Raw genomic sequence first — 18,997 nt, forward strand, 5'->3', positions numbered from 1 at the left:
CTAGGACTCGGCGGCTTTCCGTTTCGGGCTGCCAGCCTTCTTCGGCGCCTTACGGACGACCTTCTTCTTGGTGGGCTTGGCGCGCTCCGTGGTGCTCGCAGCCTTGCTCTTCGGGGCCGCGGCCCGCCCACGTGCCGGCTTCTTCGAAGGTCCGGCTGCTCGGCGGGCGACGAGCAAAGCCACGGCCTCGTCGAGCGTCACGGCATCCGCGCTCGTCTCGCGCGGGATCGTTGCGTTGGTCTCGCCATCCGAGACATAGGCCCCGTACTTTCCCGCCTTCACGACGATCGGCTTCTTCGTTTCCGGGTCATCGCCGATGAGCCGTCCCGGATCGACGACACGGCCGCCGCGGCCACCGCCGGATTCCTTCGTCACGATCAGGTCGATCGCCCGGTTGCCGCCGATCTCGAGCACGTCGTCGTCGCGGCTGAGGCTCGCATAGACCTTGCCGTGCTGGACATAGGGTCCGTAGCGGCCGATCCCGGCCAGGATCGGCTGGCCGCTCTCCGGGTGTTTCGCGATCTCGCGCGGCAGCGACAGCAGCTTCAGCGCCCGTTCGAGGTCGATCGTCGCGGGTTCGGTTCCCTTCGGGATCGAGGACCGCTTCGGCTTCTCGCCCTCGCCGAGCTGGATGAAGGGGCCGAACCGCCCGTCCCGAACCGTGACGGGTAGGCCCGTCTCGGGATCCTCGCCCAGCGCGCGGATGCCGGGCGTTCCCGGGTCGCCGTCCTCGCCGCCGGCGGCCGCGAGCTGGCGGGTGTAGCGGCATTCCGGGTAGTTCGAGCAGCCGACGAAGGCGCCGAACTTGCCGAGCTTCAAGGAAAGCTGGCCATTGCCGCAGGTCGGGCAGGTGCGGGGATTCGACCCGTCTTCCTTGGCCGGGAAGATGTGGGAGCCGAGAAGCTCGTTCAGCGCATCCAGAACCTCGGTCGTCCGCAGGTCCTTCGTCTCGCCGACCGCGGCCGAGAAGTCGCGCCAGAACTCGCGCAGCACGTCCTTCCAGTCGATCTCGTGGTTCGACACGCGGTCGAGCTGCTCTTCGAGCGCGGCGGTGAAATCGTATTCGACATAGCGGCGGAAGAAGCTCTCCAGGAAGGCGACCACGAGCCGGCCCTTGTCCTCCGGAACGAGCCGCTTCTTGTCGAGCTTCACGTATTCCCGCTCGCGCAAGACCGCGAGCACGGCCGCATAGGTCGAGGGCCGCCCGATGCCGAGCTCCTCCATCCGCTTGACGAGGCTCGCCTCCGAATAGCGCGGCGGCGGCTCGGTGAAATGCTGCGTCGAGGCGATGCGCCGGCGCTCCAGCGCCTCGCCGGCCCGCATCGGCGGCAGGCGTCGCTCGTCGTCGCTCTCCGCATCCGCGGCAGCGCCGGTCGGCTCCGGCTCGTCGCGACCCTCGCGGTAGAGGGTCAGGAAGCCGTCGAACTTCACGACCTGGCCGGTCGCCCGCAGCTGGATGTGTCGCGGGCCAACGGCAGCATCGATGTCGACACTGGTCCGCTCAAGCTCGGCCGATTCCATCTGGCTCGCGACGGTCCGGACCCAGATCAGCTCGTAGAGCCTTGCCTGGTCGGCATCGAGCGACCGGGAGACGGAGGCCGGAAGCCGGCCGAGATCGGTCGGTCGCACCGCCTCGTGCGCCTCCTGGGCGTTCTTCGCCTTGACGGTGTATTTGCGCGGGACCGCCGGGACGTAGCGGTCGCCATATTCCTTGCCGATTACCCGCCGGGTCGCGGCGATCGCCTCGGGCGCCATGTCGACGCCGTCCGTCCGCATATAGGTGATGAGGCCGACGGCCTCGCCGCCGACCTCGATCCCCTCATAGAGCCGCTGGGCGACCCGCATCGTATGAGCCGGCGCGAAGCCGAGCTTGCGCGACGCCTCCTGCTGCAGGGTCGAGGTGGTGAAGGGCGGCTGCGGATGCCGCTTGGCGGGTTTCGCCTCGACGGTCGAGACCTTGAAGGTCGCGAGCTCGAGATCCCGGCGGAAGGCCTCCGCCTCGTCGCCCGTCCCGACATCGAGGCGCTGGATGCGCTTGCCGTCCGCGCCGACCAGCCGCGCCTCGAAGACGCCGCCGTCCCCGGTCGCGAGCGTCGCCACGAGCGACCAGTATTCCCGCGGTGCGAACCGCTCGATCTCGTTCTCACGATCGCAGACGAGGCGGAGCGCGACCGACTGAACCCGGCCGGCGGAGCGTGCACCGGGAAGCTTCCGCCACAGGACGGGCGAGAGCGTGAAGCCGACGAGATAGTCGAGGGCGCGGCGCGCCAGATAGGCGTCGACCAGCGCGCCGTCGATCTGGCGCGGCGCCCGCATGGCCGCGTCGACGGCATCCTTGGTGATGGCGTTGAAGGTGACGCGCTCGATCGGCACGTCCTTCAGGACCCGCTTCTCGCGCAAGGCCTCGACCACGTGCCAGGAGATCGCCTCGCCTTCACGGTCGGGGTCGGTCGCGAGAATGAGCTTTTCCGCGCCACGGACCGCCTTCGCGATCTCGGCGACGCGCTTGCCGCCCCGGGCGTCGAGCTCCCAGAGCATGCGGAAATCCTGCTCGGGATCGACGGAGCCGTCCTTGGCCGGAAGGTCGCGGATATGCCCGAACGAAGCCAGGACCTCGTAGCCCGGACCCAGATATTTGTTGATCGTCTTGGCCTTGGCCGGCGATTCGACGACGACGACTTTCATGCCGAGGCTGGCCCTCCGGGTCGCGAGGCGATCGGTTGTTTCGGTAGCGCGGAGGGCGTGCCTCGCACGGGACCCCGGATGGCGTTAGGTGGGATAGCCGGGCCGCTCTGTCAATTCGAGACCGGCTGCCGCGCCTCCGGCCTTGCTTTTCCCGCCCGACCTCATAACCCGAACGGCATGTCGCGTCCCGCCTATCCACACCGCCATCTTCTGGGCATCGAAGGCCTGTCCCGGCAGGACCTCGAGATCCTCCTCGACCAGGCCGACGAGGCCGTCGAGGTCTCCCGGCAGATCGAGAAGAAGAAGACCACCTTGCGGGGGCGCACGCAGATCAACCTCTTCTTCGAACCCTCGACCCGAACGCAATCCTCCTTCGAACTCGCCGGGAAGCGGCTCGGGGCGGACGTCATGAACATGTCGGTCGCGTCCTCCGCGGTGAAGAAGGGCGAGACCCTGATCGACACGGCCGCGACCCTGAATGCCATGCGACCGGACATCATCGTCGTCCGCCATCAGGAGGCCGGCGCCGTCCACCTTCTCGCCCGCAAGGTGGATTGCTCGGTCGTGAATGCCGGGGACGGCGCGCACGAGCATCCGACCCAGGCGCTCCTGGACGCGCTGACCATCCGGCGCAACCGGGGCGCGATCGAGGGTCTGGTGGTCGCCATCTGCGGCGACATCCTGCATTCGCGCGTCGCCCGCTCGAACATCATCCTGCTCCAGGCGCTCGGCGCCCGCGTCCGGGTGATCGGCCCCTCCACCCTCATGCCGGCCGGGATCGCCCGGTTCGGCGTCGAGGTGTTCACCGACATGCGGGCCGGGCTCGCCGGGGTCGACATCGTCATGATGCTGCGCCTCCAGCGCGAGCGCATGAACGGCTCCTTCGTGCCCTCCGTGAAGGAGTATTTCCGCTATTTCGGCCTCGATTCCGAGAAGCTTTCCGTCGCCAAGCCCGATGCCCTCGTCATGCATCCGGGCCCGATGAACCGGGGCGTCGAGATCTCCTCCGAGGTTGCCGACGGGGCGCAATCCCTGATCCGGGAGCAGGTCGAGATGGGGGTCGCGGTCCGGATGGCGGTGCTCGAGGCGCTGGCCGGGCATCTGCCGAACCGGTGAGGACGACTGACGCTTGACCGCTCCCCTCAGGTGGGGAAAGTGAATCGACGGCTCCCGTCGGCCACTGCCGAACGGCCGGCCATGCGTTCGAGGGCAGGACATGCTGGCGGTCCGAATACCTCCCGATCTGGAGAGCCGCCTCGACAAAGCGGTCGAGTGGGTCGGCCGTAGCAAGTCCGAACTCGTCGTCGAAGCCGTCCTCGCCCATCTCGAGGATCTCGAGGACGTGCATGCGGCTGACCTCGCCCTTGCTGAGATCGCGGCCGGACGTAGCTCTACCACGACGTTGGAGGAGGTGGAGCGAGAGCTTGGGCTGGCGGATTGAGTTCGCGCCTCGGGCTCGAAAGCAGCTAAATTCGCTCGATCCTGGGGTTGCGCGCCGGATCGTCGAATTCCTGCGAACACGCGTCGCCGCGACCGACGATCCCCGCCGTCTCGGCGAGCCCTTGAAAGGGGGCCGCTTCGGCGATTATTGGCGCTATCGCATTGGCGACTACCGGGTGGTGGTCAGCATCGAGGAAGGCGCGTTGCGCGTGCTCGTCGTGCAGATCGGTCACCGGCGGGAGATTTACCGGTGACATCGAGACCTCTCCTCCTCGCGAATGCCCACCTCGTCGACCCGTCCACGGGGCGCGAGGGACGGGGAGCGGTTCTCATCCGGGATGGCGTCATCGAGGACGTCGCCTGGGGTGAAAATCCGGCTGCTCCGGCGGGTGCCCAAGTGATCGACGGCCGCGGGCTCCACCTCGCGCCGGGCCTCGTCGACATGCGGGCCTTCGTGGGCGAGCCCGGGGCCGAGCATCGCGAGACGCTGAAGAGCGCGAGCGAGGCGGCGGCGGCCGGCGGGGTGACGACGATCGTCTCGATGCCGGACACGAACCCGATCGTCGACGACCCGGCCATCGTGGACTTCCTGCTTCGGCGCGCCCGCGACACCTCGCGGGTCAACATTCACCCGGCGGCCGCCATCACGCGCCGGCTCGAAGGGCGCGAGATGACGGAACTCGGCCTCCTGCAGGAAGCCGGGGCCGTCGCCTTCACGGACGGTGCGCATGCGATCGCCTCGGCCGGCGTGATGCGCCGGGCGCTGACCTATGCGCGCGACCTCGGCGCCCTCCTCATGCCGCATCTCGCCGAGGCGAGCCTCGTCGGCGGCGGCGTGATGAACGAGGGCGAACTGGCCTCCAGGCTCGGGCTCGCCGGCATCCCGCGCGAGGCCGAGACCGTGATGCTGGAGCGGGACCTCCGCCTCGTGCGGCTCACCGGCGCGCGCTATCACGCGGCCATGGTCTCATGCGCGGATTCCGTCGACATCATCCGGCACGCCAAGGCAGACGGGCTGCCTGTGACCTGCGGGGTCTCCGTCAACAACCTCGCGTTGAACGAGAACGACGTCGGCCATTACCGCACTTTCTGCAAGCTGTCTCCGCCGCTTCGGCACGAGGACGACCGGCAGGCCGTCATCGAGGCGCTCGCCGAGGGCGTCATCGACGTCGTCGTCTCCGACCACAACCCCCAGGACGTGGAGACGAAGCGGCTGCCTTTCGCCGAGGCTGCAGACGGCGCGATCGGCCTCGAGACGCTCCTCTCCGCTTCGCTCCGCCTCGTTCAGGACGGGCGGCTTGCGCTGCCGGCGCTCCTCCGGGCGCTGTCGTCCCGTCCGGCCGAGATCCTTGGCCTCTCGGCCGGACGCCTCGCCCGTGGCGCGCCGGCGGACCTCATCCTGCTCGACCCCGACGAGCCCTACCTCCTGGACAAGCGCGACCTGCGATCCCGGTCCAAGAACTCCCCCTTCGACGAGGCCCGGCTCGCCGGTCGCGTGAGGCGGACGATCGTGGCCGGACGGATCGTGCATGACCTCGACGAGGCTGCGCCCGCGAGGGCGGCGTGACGCTATCCTTCTGGCCGGCCATTCTCGGCGGCCTTGCCCTCGGCTACCTCCTCGGCGCGATCCCGTTCGGGTTGATCCTCACCCGCATGGCGGGGCTCGGCGACGTTCGCGCGATCGGCTCCGGCAATATCGGCGCGACCAACGTTCTGCGGACGGGTCACAAGGGCCTCGCGGCCTCCACCTTGCTGCTGGATGCACTGAAGGCGACGGCGGCCATCGTCCTGGCCGACCGGCTCCTCGGTCCGGAGGCCGGACTGGCCGCCGCGCTCGGGGCGATCCTCGGCCATTGTTTCCCGGTCTGGCTCGGCTTTCGCGGCGGCAAGGGTGTCGCGACCTTCATCGGCTGCCTGCTCGGGCTCGATTCGCGCCTGGTGCTCATCTTCGCCACGATTTGGCTCGCGGTCGCGGCCGTGACCCGCTACTCCTCGCTGGCCGGTCTCCTGGCCTCGCTAGGCCCGCCGGCAGCGGCCTGGTGGCTCGGCCATGGCCAGGCTGCGGTCGTCCTCGGCCTGATCCTGCCCGTGCTCTGGGCCAAGCATCACGCCAATATCGAAAGGCTCCTGGCCGGGACGGAAAGCCGGATCGGGCGCAAGGCGTGAGTGCGATCGCCCTCAGCGATGCGCAGCGGCTCGACTGGCTCCGCCTGATCAGGAGCGAGCGGATCGGCCCGCGCAGCTTTCGGGCGCTGGTCAACCAGTTCGGTGGCGCGGGCGCCGCCCTGGAGGCCCTGCCGGATCTGGCCCGCCAATCGGGCCGGCCGGCGCTCCGAATCTGCAGCCGGGCCGAGGCGGAGCGCGAGCTGTATGCGGCGTCGCGCCTCGGCGCGCGCTTCGTGGCGCAGGGCGAGCCGGATTACCCGCGGCCGCTCCTCGCGATCGACACCGCGCCCCCGCTGATCGCCGTCCGGGGTTCGTCTGCGGCTCTGTCGCGACCGGTGGTCGCGATCGTCGGCTCGCGCAACGCCTCGGCAGCCGGGGCGAGCTTCGCCGAGCGGCTCGCGACGGATCTCGGTCGGGCCGAGTTCGTGATCGCCTCCGGCCTGGCCCGCGGCATCGACACGCGCGCCCACCGGGCGGCACTCGCGACCGGCACGATCGCCGTGCTGGCCGGCGGCCATGACCGCGTCTATCCCGATGAGAACAAACCGCTTCTCGAGCGCATGGTGGCCGAGGGCGGTGCGGCGATCTCCGAGATGCCGATCGGCTGGGAGCCGCGGGGACGCGACTTCCCGCGCCGCAACCGGATCGTCTCGGGCCTGGCGCTCGGGGTGGTGGTGGTCGAGGCGGCGCGGAAATCGGGATCGCTGATCACGGCGCGCTTCGCGCTGGAGCAGGGCCGCGAGGTCTTCGCGGTACCGGGTTCGCCGCTCGATCCTCGGGCGGAAGGCACGAACGATCTCATCCGGGGCGGCGCCACACTGTGCGGCTCGGCCGACCACGTGATCGCCGCGCTCGAACCCCTGATCGGCGGCGCGGGCGAGGGCGGGCCCGGTCTCTACCGGGAACCCGAGCCCCACGGTTTCGGGAGGGACACCCGCCCGCTCTGGGACGAACTCGACGACGGCATCTCGGACGGCGCCGCCGGGATGTGGGACTCGGGCGAAGACGAGCCGGCGGCCGGCCCTCGAAGCGAGCGGGAGCGGGTCATCGCCGCCATGAACGCGACCCCGATCTCGGTCGACGATCTGGCGCGGCAAACGGGCGTGCCGGTCCGGGCCGTGCAACTGGTCCTGGTCGAACTCGAGATCGGGCAACGCATCGAGCGGCACGGCGGCAACGCCGTCTCGCTCCTCCGGCCGGGTCCCTAGGGCGCTGCCCGGACCCTACCCGTCGCGCCGCTTCCGGACGGGATTGCCGAGCACGGTCCGGGCCTCCAGATGCGCCACGTCCAGGAGATAGGCGAGCAGGTCGAGCTTCGACGAGCGCGCCAGCCGGGCGAGGCCCTTGGTGAATTCCGCCACATACTCCGCGACATCGGCGGGATTCCCGGGTGATCCGACGGAGCCGGGCACGCGCCCCGGCTCCTGGTCGCCGGTCTGGATGTCCGATTGGTGCGCCACTCGTGCCGCCATCGTTCGTCGTTACTCAGGACTGTCCGCGAACCTAGACAAACCTTGAGTTTAATCAAGTCCTACAATCATCATCTAAAGTTGTAGCGGCAGGGCTCCCGACCGGATCCGGTCCAGGGCGCCCTGAAGGATATACGCGGCCGCCATGCGGTCGACGACCGTCGCCCGCTTCGCCCGGGACGCGTCGGCTTCGATGAGGGCGCGGGTCACGGCGGCCGTCGAAAGCCGTTCGTCCCAGAAGGTCGACGGCAGGTCGCAGAGGCGTGCGAGATTGCGGGCGAAGGCTCGGGTCGATTGGGCGCGCGGCCCCTCGCTGCCGTCCATGTTGACCGGAAGGCCGAACACGAAGCCGCCGACATCGTAGCGCCCCGCGATGTCCCGGATCCGGTTGGCCTCGGCCGTGAATTTCGAGCGCCGGATCGTCTCGAACGGCGTCGCGATGCGGAGCTCGACATCGGAGAGGGCAAGCCCGATCGTCTTCGTGCCGAGGTCGAAGCCGAGCAGGCGCCGCCCCCTCGGCAGGGCCGAGAACTGGTCGAGGTCCTTGCCGCTCACCGCGCCGGGCCCCTGCGGGGCTTCCTCGACCCGAGCCCGGCCGCTATGGGAGCGGGAGACAGCGGAGAGGGCTCGGCATGCGCATCACCTGGTACGGCCATTCCACGTTCCGCCTGGAATTCGGGGACAAGGTCGTGTTGCTGGATCCGTTCCTCACCGGCAATCCCGGCTTCTCGGGCGACCCGGTCGAGGCGTCGGCAGGCGCGACGCACGTCCTCATCACGCACGGGCATGGCGACCATATCGGCGACGCGGTCGCGATCTCGGAGCGGACCGGGGCCACGATCGTGGCGAATTTCGAGCTCTGCCAATGGCTGAGCACGCGCGGTGCGACGAAGCTCGACCCGATGAATACGGGCGGCACGACCGACCAGGGCGGTTTTCGGGTGACCTTCGTGCGTGCGGACCATTCCTCCACCATGATCGAGGGCGACGTCTTCACGCCGCTCGGGCTTCCGAACGGGATCATCGTCACGGCGCCGGGCGAGCCGGTCGTCTATCACATGGGCGACACGGACGTGTTCGGCGACATGGCGATTTTGCAGGAGCGCTACGCCCCGGAGATCATCATGGTGCCGGTCGGCGACCGCTTCACCATGGGCGCCGACGGCGCGGCCTATGCCATCCGGCGCTTCTTCAAGCCCCGCGCCGTGATCCCCTGCCATTTCGGCTCCTTCCCCATCATCGACCAGACCGCCGACGCCTTCGTGGCGGCCATGGAGGGAAGCGGAATCCAGGTCGTCACGCCCCATGTCGGCATGGGCGTGACGGTCTGAGCCGGCGTTAACGCTGTCCCCAAGGGGTGGCCTGGCCGGCATGGCGGCCCGGGCGCCCCCGTGGCATAACCTCGTTTACCGATCGTTAACGATGGCGGGGCGAGCCCATGATCCCACGACCAGGAGGTCTCCCGCAGATCAGCAACGGGAATGCCGACGGGGCTGGCGCCCGCATCCCGGGCCGTCGACTGCGGGCCGATGTCATCCCTCTGCTGCGGCCGCCGTCCGGCCAGGTGCGTGTCAGGCGCGCAGGCGCTGTGCCTGCGGCCTTCCGACGGGCGGAGGTGATGCTGGCGCGGCAAGACACCAAATTCGGCTCGCGGCAAGTGAGGGTTCCGCTGGATGCCTTCGTGCCGATCGCGCCCCGGATGCTGCCGCCCCCGTCCCGGGCCCAGCTGATGCTGGAGGGACCGGCGGAAGGCGCCAACGACAATGCCTCCCCGCTCCCGGTTCCGGCCACCCGATCGCTGCTCCGGGAGATCATCTTCCTCCTCATCTTCGCGGCGACGCTGGCCGGGACCTATTACATCGGCCGGCTGACCTCGGCCGTGACCGTCATCAGCGTCCCGGGTCCCACGAGCGATCATTCCCGCGTCACCTGACGGGCGTTGGTGGTCCGTCGGTTCGAATGGAGCGCCGGCGCCGTTCCCGAACGCGAACGTTCGTTGATGTCCAGACACCCTGGCGCCACGGAAGGACGCCGACGCGCGTACCGGCCGAGAACTTGGCCGCATATGCTGCGGAGCCCGTTCGCGTAACGGTTTGCGGGCGAGGCGCACCCTCGCTCCGTCGAAGCCTCGCCACGTGAGACGCAAACGATGGTAGCTCCGTGGTCCAGCTTTCGGTTTCAGAGTGGTGCGATCGCGAAGAACAGGTTCGTGCTCGCACCGATGACGACGGATGCCTCTAGTCCGGACGGGAGCGTGACGCCGGAGGAACTGGCATACGCGCGCCGACGATGCGCCTCGGGTTTCGGTACGGCGATCACCGCCTGCGCCTATGTCCATGACGATGGCAGGTCCTGGAACGGGATCGGCGCGGCGCGCGCTGAGCACGTGGCCAGTCTCGCCCGTCTCGCACGGGAATTCCAAGTCGCCGGGGGCGTCGCGATCCTCCAGCTCTACGATGGCGGACGGATCGCGAGGGCGAGCCTCGTCGGCGACGATCGACTGCGGGCGCCATCCGCGATCGCATCACTCAGGCCCGGGGCGCTCACGCCGCGCGAGATGACGGTCGCGGAGCTGGAGCATCTGATCGAGAGCTTCCGAACAGCTGCCCGACGCGCCCAGGATGCGGGGTTCGACGGGATCGAGCTGCATGGTGCCAACCACTATCTCATGCACCAATTCTTCTCGCCGCGGGCCAACCAGAGACAGGATGGTTGGGGTGGCGATCTGGACAGGCGAATGCGCTTTCCTCTGGCGGTTGCCGAGGCTGTGCGTGAGGGCGTGGGATCCACGATGGTGGTGGGCTACCGGCTGACGCCGTTCGAGGCCGAGCCGGATGGCTATGGGCTCGACGATGCCATCGTCCTGGCCGATCGGCTCGCCGATCTGCGGATCGACTACCTGCATATCTCGCTCGACGACTTCCGTTCGCAGTCGCCCCAGAGGGAAGACCGAAGCTATACGGTCCAGAGCCAACCGCGCGGTGACGGCCGCAGTGCGATCACCGCCATCGCTGAGGTCGTGGCCGGACGTTGCGCCGTCGTCGCATGCGGCGGCATCAGGACGGAAGCCGACGCAGGTCTCGCACTCGCGGCCGGGGCGGACCTCGTGGCCGTCGGCCGCGCGGCTCTGGTCGATCCGGACTGGTTGGTGAAGGTGCAGACGGGCGACGAGGCGGCGATCGCAACGCAGCTTCCGCACGATCCCCGTGACATCGCACGCGAGCGGACCATCCCGCCCCGGATGGTCGACTATCTTCTCGGCAGACCGGGCTGGATACCCCGCCAGGGGTCGGGAAGCTGAGCGCGTGCGCTCCGGCTCCGACTGCCGGGGCCATCGAGCCCGGCCGCATGCGGTACCGCGGTCATCCGAAGCGATGTTTCGACAGCCCTCGCGTGTGACGCAGGACCGGGCGTTGCCGCTCGCCGGTGGATCATGTAGCTCCCCGGTCGGGCGCGGGAGCACGGTTTCATGTCGGTCGACGAGGCTACCGTTAAGCGGGTCGCTCACCTGTCACGCATCGCCATCGAGGATGCCGACATCCCCCGCATGAAGGGCGAGCTGAACGCGATCCTGGCCTTCGTCGAGCAGCTGAACGAGGTCGATGTCACGGGGGTCGAGCCGATGAGCTCGGTGACGCCGATGCGGATGAAGAAGCGGCACGACGTCGTCACCGAGGGCGGCGCCGTCGACCGGATCATGGCGAATGCGCCGGCGACCGAGGACGGCTTCTTCCTCGTTCCCAAGGTCGTGGAATAGGCCCGCCGGGCGTGGCCGACAGGCCGGCCTGGCTCGACGGCGCGCTCGCCTATGCCGAGAGCTGGCTCGCCATCCAGCTCCGCGTCCACGAACAGCCCGGCGTCGCCGTTGCGGTCGCCCATGAGGGCGAGATCGTCTTCGAGCGGGCCTTCGGCTGTGCCGACCTCGCGACCGGCGAACCGCTCACCCCGCGGCACCGTATGCGGGTCGCGTCGCAATCCAAGTCGTTCACGGCGGCCGGCATCCTGTGCCTTCTCGACGAGGGAAAGCTGCGGCTGGACGATCGCTGCGGGACCCACGTCTCCGGCCTGCATCCGAGCGTCGCCGTGGCGACGATCGGCCAGCTCCTGTCGCATAGCGGCGGCATCGTCCGGGACGGGCCCGATTCGAGCCAGTTCGTCGACCGCATCCCGTATCGTGGCCGGGCCGAATTGCTGGCGGACCTCGCCGAGCCCTCGCCGGTCGAGACGGGTCTGCGGCTGAAATACTCGAACCACGGCTACGGGCTCCTTGGTCTCGTGATCGAGGCCGTGACGGGGCAGCCCTATCCGGACTGGATCGCGGAGCGGGTCATCCGTCCGGCCGGGCTCACGGAAACGGTGCCGGACGCGGCCTTCGCCGGCTCGGCGCGCCTCGCCAGCGGTCATAGCGGCAAGCGCCCGCTCGGGCGCCGGGTCGTCATTCCCGGCCACAATCCAACCCATGCCATCGCGCCGGCGGGAGGCTTCGTCAGCACCGCAGCCGATCTCGCGCGCTTCTTCGGGCAGCTCGATCCGGCCGCGCCGACGAGCATCCTGTCCGCCGCAAGCCGGCGCGAGATGACGCGGCGGCATTGGCGCGACGACGGGGCGAGCCTCGAGCGCCATTACGGCCTCGGCCTCGAGGTGAGCGCGCCCGGATCATGGGCGACCTTCGGCCATTCCGGCGGCCTCCAGGGCTTCATCAGCCGCACCCTCGTCGTCCCTGAGCCTCGCCTCGCGATCTCCGTCCTGACCAATGCGATCGATGGCCCGGCCCATGGCTGGGTCGACGGCCTGGTCCACATCCTGCGCCGGTTCAAGGAGGCGGATCCGACGGCCGAGGGACTGGCGGCGTGGCGCGGTCGCTGGTGGTCGATCTGGGGTGCCGTCGATCTCGTGCCCGTCGGACAGCGGGTGCTGGCGGCGTATCCGGCGCTTTTCCTCCCCTTCGCCGATGCCGCGGAGATCGAGGTCACCGGCCCCGACGAGGGCCGTATCGTCAAATCACAGGGCTTCGGCTCGCCTGGCGAGGCCGTGAGGGTGATCCGGGGCGAGGACGGCGCTCCGCGCGAGCTGCAGCTCGGCGGGGCCTTCCTCAGCCTCGAGAGCGACCTCGTTCGCGAGATGGAGGAGCGTTACGCGCCGCCGCCCCTCGGGGTTGTCGGCGCCATCACGATGTGAGACGCGGGACGACGCCCGATGGCGATCCTTTCCCGAACAGCATGACCGATCTCCTCCATCTGACATTGGCCGAGGCCGCCCATGGCCTTCGCTCCAAGACCTTCACCTCCGTCGAGTTGACCGGGGCCTATCTCGACGCCGCCGCAAAGGCGCGGGCGCTGAACGCCTTCGTGCTCGAGACGCCCGAAAAGGCGCTCGCCATGGCGGCGGCGAGCGACGGCCGGCTGGCAAAGGGGGAGGGCGGGCCGCTCGAAGGCGTGCCGCTCGGCATCAAGGACCTGTTCTGCACCGAGGGCGTCAGGACGACGGCCTGCAGCCGGATCCTCGGCAATTTCGTCCCGCCCTACGAATCCACCGTGACGTCGCAGCTCTGGCGCGACGGCGCCGTGATGCTGGGCAAGCTCAACAACGACGAATTCGCGATGGGCTCGTCGAACGAGACCTCCTGCTTCGGCCCGGTCGTCTCGCCCTGGCGCAGGGCTGGATCGAATGTCCACGCCGCCGGCAGCGGGGGCGCGATCGCCGGCACGCATCTCGTGCCCGGCGGCTCGTCGGGCGGGTCCGCCGCGGCGGTCGCGGCCCGTCTCTGCCTCGGCGCCACCGCGACCGATACAGGCGGATCGATCCGCCAGCCGGCCGCCTTTACCGGGACGGTCGGGATCAAGCCGACCTACGGGCGCTGCTCGCGCTGGGGCATCGTCGCCTTCGCGTCCTCGCTCGACCAGGCCGGGCCGATCGCCCGCAACGTCGAGGATTGCGCGATCCTGCTCCGCTCCATGGCGGGGCACGATCCCAAGGACACGACCTCCGCAGACCTGCCCGTGCCCGACTTCGCGGCCGCGATCCGGCGCGGCGTGCGGGGACTGACGATCGGCATCCCGAAGGAATACCGGATCGCCGGCATGCCGGGGGAGATCGAGGCGCTCTGGGAGCAGGGCTCGGCCTGGCTGCGCGAGGCGGGCGCGACGGTCGTCGACATCTCGCTCCCGCACACGAAATACGCGCTGCCGGCCTATTACATCGTGGCCCCGGCCGAGGCCTCGTCGAATCTCGCCCGCTACGACGGCGTCCGCTACGGGTTGCGGGTGCCGGGCTCCGACATCGCGGCCATGTACGAGAAGACCCGCGCCGAAGGGTTCGGCCGCGAGGTGCAGCGCCGCATCATGATCGGCACCTACGTGCTCTCGGCCGGCTATTACGACGCCTATTACGTCCGCGCCCAGAAGATCAGGACCCTGATCAAGCAGGATTTCGAACAGGCCTACGCCCGGGGCGTCGACGCGATCCTGACGCCGGCGACGCCGTCCGCCGCCTTCGGCATCGGCCAGAAAGGCTCCGACGATCCCGTCGAGATGTATCTGAACGACGTCTTCACGGTGACGGTGAACATGGCCGGGCTGCCCGGGATCGCCGTGCCTGCCGGATATGACGGCGAGGGCCTGCCGCTCGGGCTGCAACTGATCGGACGACCGTTCGACGAGGAGACGCTCTTCGCGGCAGGCCAGGTCATCGAGGATGCGGCCGGACGGGTGACGCTGCCCAGGACGTGGTGGTCGTCGTGACTGCCCCGTCCGTTCCGGTCTCGATCTGGATCTGGGCCGCGTTTGATCCGGTTCTCATCGGAATCGCTGTCTATCTGGGCTGGCGCGCCGACCAATTCGGCAAGGTCTTCATCGCGGCCATCGCGGCGCTCGGGATCGCGCTCCTGTTCGACGCGCTCGTGACGGCGCTGGGCATCCCGTGGGTCGCTCCGCTCTCGCGCGAAGGCCCCATGCTCCTGCCGGTCCGGAGCGTGGCGGCGCTTCTCTGGGCGGTGGCCGGCTACGGTGCCCACCGGGTCCTCGCGCCCTCGGCAAAATGAAGGCCGGGCATATGGCCCGGCCTCCTGGTCAGCTCAGCTCAGCTTAGCGAGGGTTCGCCGCCTTCGGGGACTGGGCGGGAACCAGAAGGTTCGGTGCGAGCGGCGCGCCCTGCATCTCGATCCTGCCGATGCTGCCGGTCGTGATGTCCTGGCCACGGCCGAGATTGTCGGTGTCGTAATACAGGAAGGCCAGCATGCCACCGGCGATGACCACGCCTCCCAGCAGGAACGCGGCGAAATTCGATCGCCCGGCATCATCGGCCGTATCGACGTCGACGAAGTGATCGTCGGACCGAGCCACGATCCTGTCGTGAACTAGATCGTGGGGCGGGTTCGTGGTGAGCGCCATGATGGATGCTCCGTCTGGGGTCCGTTGCCGAGTGAACGCGTGCCCCGGCACTTGGTTTCACTTCCCGGTTCATGACGTCGTCTCAGTTGCGACGATCCGTTAGAGCCGAGCTCGAGCCCGCGCTGCCCGAACTTGCCTGGATGCTGCCTGTCGGCAGCGTGGAAGGCCGGGTGGTGCCGATCTTGCGGAAGCTGATCTGCGGCTTTCGCACGTCAAGAGCCGAGAGCAAGCAGGAACCGGGTTGGATAAGCCCGGACATCTGCCATGATCAGCCGGTCAGCCTGCGGGGAACATCCGATGGAAACCGTTCGCGTCGCATGCGCGCATGATTGCCCCGACATGTGCTCGCTGCTGGCGCATGTCGAGAACGACACCGTCATGCGGATCGAGGGTGATCCGGACCAGCCCTACACGGCCGGCTTCGCCTGCGCGAAGGTCAACCGCGACGCGGAACTGGTCCATTCGCCCGAGCGGATCGCGACGCCGCTCCGCCGGGTCGGGCCGAAAGGCTCCGGCGCCTTCGCGCCGATCACCTGGGACGCGGCGCTGGACGAGATCACGGCGCGCTGGACGTCGATCATCGCCGAATCCGGGCCGCAGGCTTTGCTCGGCTACGCCTATTCCGCCCATCAGGGGCAGATGAATCGGCACCTCGTGAACGCGCTCTTCTACGCGCTCGGCGCGAGCCGCCTCCAGGCCGGCACGGTCTGCGACACCTGCTGCGAGACCGCCTGGGACATGACGCTCGGCCCGGTCGGCGGCGCCGATCCGGAATCCGTGGTCGAGTCCGACCTCGTGGTCGCCTGGGGCTGCGACCTGATGACGGTCAACGTCCATTTCTGGGCGAAGCTCGACGCGGTGCGGAAGGCCGGCGTGAAGGTCGTCGTCATCGACCCGCGCCGGAGCCGCACGGCCGCCGCCGCCGACTGGCACCTGCCGATCCGGATCGGGACCGACGCCGCGCTCGCGCTGGGCCTCGCCCATATCCTGCTGCGGGACGGCCTCTGCGACCGCGCCTATCTGGCGGCCGAGACGCTCGGCTTCGACCGCTGGGCGGAGGAGGTCCTGCCGCGTTTTCCGCCCGAGACGGTGTCGTCGATCACCGGGCTTCCGGTCGCCGATATCGAGCGGCTCGCGGCGATGTATGGCGCCGCGAAGCGCTCCTTCATCCGCATCGGCGAGGGCATGACGCGGCTCGCTCGCGGCGGCCAGGCGCTGCGGGCGGTCGCGATCCTTCCGGCGCTCACGGGCGCCTATGGCCGACGCGGCGGCGGTGCGCTCCTGCTCACGGCCGGCTCGATGGATTTCGACTTCTCGACCCTGAAGAAGCCGCCGTCCGGACCGGCCGCGAGCCGGCTCGTCAACCACAGCCTGCTCGGGCGCGAGCTCCTGGAGATGCGCGACCCTCCCCTCCGGGCGCTCTTCGTCGCGGCGAACAATCCCGCCGTGACCTGCCCGGAGGCCGGCAAGGTCCGCGAGGGCCTCGCCCGCGAGGACCTGTTCACGGTCGTGCACGACCCTTTCATGACGGACACGGCTCGATATGCCGACATCGTCCTGCCGGCCACGACCTATCTCGAGACGCGCGACTTCTACCGGAGCTACGGCAGCTACTACATGCAATTCGCGCCCGCGGCCGTGTCGCCCCGCGGCGAGGCCTGGTCGAACGTGAAGCTCGCCCAGGCGCTCGCCGCCCGCATGGGCGTGCCGGACCCGATCTTCCGCATGGAGGAGGCCGAGATCATGCCGACCTTCTTCGCGGGCTCGACCGGCGCGGTGGGCCAAGTCGACCCGGCGAGCCTCCTCGACGGCAGGCCCGTGAAGGCCGCGCCCCCTCCGGGCCAGACGTTCAAGACCGCCTCAGGAAAGCTCGAGATCTATTCGGAGCAACTGGCCCAGCAGGGCGTGTCGCCGATGCCGGATTGGGAGCCCGATCCCGAGGAGGTGCAAGACCAGGCGCGCTGGCCCTTGCGCCTCCTCACCGCGCCGTCCTTCTTCCAGCCGCATACGGCCTTCTCGGGCGTCGGCTTCCTGCGCAAGCGCGAGGGAGAGCCCTTCTGCGTGCTCCATCCGGAGGACGCCGCGAAACGCGGGCTCGCCGCCGGCCAGCGGGTGAAACTCTACAACGACCGGGCGGCGATCGGGCTCGTGCTGCGGGTGACGGACGAGATCCAGCCGGGCGTGATCCTGGTCCCGGGCCAGCGGCCCGGCGCGGAGGGCGCGCAGGGCACCGTGAACATGCTCTGCTCGGACCGCCTGACCGATATGGGGGAGGGCGCCTGCTACCAGAGCACCTTCCTGGACGTGGAAGCCTGGACGGCTCATGCCTGAGGCGCGCCGCTCATGAGCCAGGACCTCGCCACCCTCACGGCCCGGGAGATGGCCGCGCTCGTCCGGAGCCGGCAGGCGTCCGCCGTCGAGGTGACGGAGGCGGTGCTCGCCCGGATGGAGAGGTGGGAGCCACGGCTCAACGCCTTCGTCCGGCTCGATCCCGAAGGCGCGCGCGAGGCCGCCCGCGCCGCGGACGAGGCCGTCGGGCGCGGCGATCCGCTCGGGCCGCTGCACGGCGTCCCGATCACGATCAAGGACGTGCAGGCGGTGCGCGGGCTCCCGACCCGGCGCGGCTCGCGCCTGAGCGACCCGGCGCCGGCGGCGGCGGATGCCCCGGCCGTGGCGCGCCTGCGGGCGAGCGGGGCCGTGATCCTCGGCAAGACGACGACGACGGAGCATGGCTGGACGGCCGTGAGCCACAACCCGCTCACCGGCGCCACCCACAATCCCTGGCGGCATGGCTTCACCTCAGGCGGATCCTCCTGCGGGGCCGCCGCGCTCGCTGCATCCGGCTGCGGCCCGCTGCATCTCGGCACCGACGGCGCCGGCTCGGTGCGGCTGCCGTCCCATTTCTGCGGCGCCGTCGGATTCAAGCCGACCTTCGGCACCGTGCCCTATGTGCCGGTGCCGAATAACGGCTCGCTGTCGCATATCGGCCCGATCGCCCGCGACGTGGCCGATGCCGAGCTGATGCTGGAGGTGATGTCCGGCGCCCACCCGGCCGATTACACGACGCTGCCGGGCCGCTACCGGCCCGCGCCGGCAGGCGATGGCGTGCGCGGTCTCCGGATCGCCTTCAGCCCCGATCTCGGCCATGCCCGCGTCGACCCGGCGGTCGCCGATCTCGTGGCGGCGGGGGCGAAGGTGCTCGAGGGTCTCGGGGCGTCGGTCGAGACCGTGACGCCGCCCTGGGGTCCGGCCGGGCCCGACCTCATCCGCGGCCTCTGGGTCGCGCCTCTGCTGCCCTACCTGCCGAAGGACGAGGCCGGCGAGGCCGCGCTCGACCCGGATTTCCTCGCCTGCCTCAAGACCGGGCCGCGCCTCTCGCCGTCGGAGCTGAACGCGGTCCAGGGTCGACGCCTCGCCTATGCGGGCGAGGTCGGCACCTGGTTCGACGGCGGCTGGGACCTCCTCGTCACGCCGTCGGCCTCGGTCGCGAGCTTCCCGGTCGGGCAGCAGCGCCCCGACCATTGGGCGCCGCCGGGATGGGATTGGCTCGCCTGGGCGGAATTCTCCTACCCATTCAACCTGTCCCACAGCCCGGCGGTCTCGGTCCCCTGCGGACTGACCCCGGACGGGCTTCCGGTCGGGCTGCAGATCGTCGGGCCGCGCCACGCGGACGCGCTCGTGATGCGGGCCGCAAAGGCTTTCCTGGCCGCCCGGCCCTTCGGCTACGAGCGGGTCTGGGCCGGCTGACGCGTCGTGCGTGCTTCGAGGCCGGCCTTCGGCCGGCACCTCAGCATGAGGATGTGGGTGGTCGCTCCCGATGGTCCTCACGCTGGACGCGTTCTCCCTCCT

At 69.7% G+C, this 18,997-nt stretch carries 19 protein-coding genes; 15 read left to right on the forward strand and 4 right to left on the reverse strand.

Annotated features, from left to right (window positions below; translation table 11 throughout):
• Complete coding sequence (topA, locus tag ACFE87_RS03485; RefSeq protein ID WP_375458224.1) at positions 1–2,685, reverse strand: type I DNA topoisomerase; 2,685 nt, start codon at positions 2,683–2,685, stop codon at positions 1–3.
• A gap of 177 nt (positions 2,686–2,862) precedes the next feature.
• Here topA and ACFE87_RS03490 point away from each other — a divergent pair, with 177 nt between their 5' ends.
• The 6 genes from ACFE87_RS03490 to dprA all read left to right on the forward strand — a co-directional run bounded on the left by ACFE87_RS03490 (position 2,863) and on the right by dprA (position 7,499).
• Positions 2,863–3,801: an aspartate carbamoyltransferase catalytic subunit gene (locus ACFE87_RS03490; protein WP_375458225.1), complete on the forward strand. Its 939-nt coding sequence runs from the start codon at positions 2,863–2,865 to the stop codon at positions 3,799–3,801.
• Between the two features lie 100 nt (positions 3,802–3,901).
• Positions 3,902–4,126 carry a CopG family transcriptional regulator gene (locus ACFE87_RS03495; protein WP_375458226.1) on the forward strand — a complete coding sequence of 75 codons (225 nt, stop codon included), beginning with the start codon at positions 3,902–3,904 and terminating at the stop codon, positions 4,124–4,126.
• Positions 4,110–4,379 (forward strand): type II toxin-antitoxin system RelE/ParE family toxin, encoded by a 270-nt coding sequence (locus tag ACFE87_RS03500; protein ID WP_375458227.1) that lies wholly within the window; start codon positions 4,110–4,112, stop codon positions 4,377–4,379. The genes ACFE87_RS03495 and ACFE87_RS03500 overlap by 17 nt, the downstream gene beginning before the upstream one ends.
• Complete coding sequence (locus ACFE87_RS03505) at positions 4,376–5,692, forward strand: dihydroorotase (protein ID WP_375458228.1); 1,317 nt, start codon at positions 4,376–4,378, stop codon at positions 5,690–5,692. The genes ACFE87_RS03500 and ACFE87_RS03505 overlap by 4 nt, the downstream gene beginning before the upstream one ends.
• Positions 5,689–6,291, forward strand: a complete 603-nt coding sequence (gene plsY / locus ACFE87_RS03510) for a glycerol-3-phosphate 1-O-acyltransferase PlsY (RefSeq protein ID WP_375458229.1) — start codon at positions 5,689–5,691, stop codon at positions 6,289–6,291. Before ACFE87_RS03505 ends, plsY begins: the two co-directional genes overlap by 4 nt.
• A gap of 5 nt (positions 6,292–6,296) precedes the next feature.
• Positions 6,297–7,499 carry a DNA-processing protein DprA gene (dprA, locus tag ACFE87_RS03515; protein ID WP_375458353.1) on the forward strand — a complete coding sequence of 401 codons (1,203 nt, stop codon included), beginning with the start codon at positions 6,297–6,299 and terminating at the stop codon, positions 7,497–7,499.
• A gap of 15 nt (positions 7,500–7,514) precedes the next feature.
• On the opposite strand, the gene ACFE87_RS03520 is transcribed toward dprA, so the two are convergent.
• Together ACFE87_RS03520 and ruvX are read right to left on the reverse strand one after the other, a co-directional pair.
• Entirely contained in the window at positions 7,515–7,763 is a 249-nt protein-coding gene (locus tag ACFE87_RS03520; RefSeq protein ID WP_375458230.1) for a hypothetical protein, read from the reverse strand.
• A 72-nt stretch (positions 7,764–7,835) separates the two neighbouring features.
• The gene (ruvX, locus tag ACFE87_RS03525) at positions 7,836–8,315 is read right to left on the reverse strand and encodes a Holliday junction resolvase RuvX (RefSeq protein WP_375458231.1); all 480 of its coding nucleotides are present in this window, start codon (positions 8,313–8,315) and stop codon (positions 7,836–7,838) included.
• Positions 8,316–8,392: 77 nt separating this feature from the next.
• Between ruvX and ACFE87_RS03530 the strand changes: the two genes are divergently transcribed.
• The 7 genes from ACFE87_RS03530 to ACFE87_RS03560 all read left to right on the forward strand — a co-directional run bounded on the left by ACFE87_RS03530 (position 8,393) and on the right by ACFE87_RS03560 (position 14,799).
• Entirely contained in the window at positions 8,393–9,091 is a 699-nt protein-coding gene (locus tag ACFE87_RS03530; protein ID WP_375458232.1) for a metal-dependent hydrolase, read from the forward strand.
• Between the two features lie 287 nt (positions 9,092–9,378).
• Positions 9,379–9,693 carry a hypothetical protein gene (locus ACFE87_RS03535; RefSeq protein WP_375458233.1) on the forward strand — a complete coding sequence of 105 codons (315 nt, stop codon included), beginning with the start codon at positions 9,379–9,381 and terminating at the stop codon, positions 9,691–9,693.
• 216 nt (positions 9,694–9,909) lie between these two features.
• Positions 9,910–11,061, forward strand: a complete 1,152-nt coding sequence (locus ACFE87_RS03540; RefSeq protein ID WP_375458234.1) for a hypothetical protein — start codon at positions 9,910–9,912, stop codon at positions 11,059–11,061.
• Between the two features lie 168 nt (positions 11,062–11,229).
• Positions 11,230–11,517, forward strand: a complete 288-nt coding sequence (gene gatC, locus ACFE87_RS03545; protein WP_375458235.1) for an Asp-tRNA(Asn)/Glu-tRNA(Gln) amidotransferase subunit GatC — start codon at positions 11,230–11,232, stop codon at positions 11,515–11,517.
• A gap of 11 nt (positions 11,518–11,528) precedes the next feature.
• Positions 11,529–12,938, forward strand: a complete 1,410-nt coding sequence (locus tag ACFE87_RS03550) for a serine hydrolase domain-containing protein (protein ID WP_375458236.1) — start codon at positions 11,529–11,531, stop codon at positions 12,936–12,938.
• 41 nt (positions 12,939–12,979) lie between these two features.
• The gene (gene gatA / locus ACFE87_RS03555) at positions 12,980–14,500 is read left to right on the forward strand and encodes an Asp-tRNA(Asn)/Glu-tRNA(Gln) amidotransferase subunit GatA (RefSeq protein WP_375458237.1); all 1,521 of its coding nucleotides are present in this window, start codon (positions 12,980–12,982) and stop codon (positions 14,498–14,500) included.
• Between the two features lie 56 nt (positions 14,501–14,556).
• Positions 14,557–14,799 carry a hypothetical protein gene (locus tag ACFE87_RS03560; protein WP_375458354.1) on the forward strand — a complete coding sequence of 81 codons (243 nt, stop codon included), beginning with the start codon at positions 14,557–14,559 and terminating at the stop codon, positions 14,797–14,799.
• A gap of 43 nt (positions 14,800–14,842) precedes the next feature.
• Here the strand turns inward: ACFE87_RS03560 and ACFE87_RS03565 are convergent, their stop codons facing one another.
• The gene (locus ACFE87_RS03565; RefSeq protein WP_375458238.1) at positions 14,843–15,148 is read right to left on the reverse strand and encodes a hypothetical protein; all 306 of its coding nucleotides are present in this window, start codon (positions 15,146–15,148) and stop codon (positions 14,843–14,845) included.
• 297 nt (positions 15,149–15,445) lie between these two features.
• Here ACFE87_RS03565 and ACFE87_RS03570 point away from each other — a divergent pair, with 297 nt between their 5' ends.
• Complete coding sequence (locus ACFE87_RS03570; RefSeq protein WP_375458239.1) at positions 15,446–17,479, forward strand: molybdopterin-dependent oxidoreductase; 2,034 nt, start codon at positions 15,446–15,448, stop codon at positions 17,477–17,479.
• A 12-nt stretch (positions 17,480–17,491) separates the two neighbouring features.
• Entirely contained in the window at positions 17,492–18,895 is a 1,404-nt protein-coding gene (locus tag ACFE87_RS03575; protein WP_375458240.1) for an amidase family protein, read from the forward strand.
• Positions 18,896–18,997 lie beyond the last annotated feature (102 nt).

This window comes from uncultured Enterovirga sp., assembly GCF_964242715.1.
In the GTDB taxonomy this organism is placed as follows: domain Bacteria; phylum Pseudomonadota; class Alphaproteobacteria; order Rhizobiales; family Beijerinckiaceae; genus Enterovirga.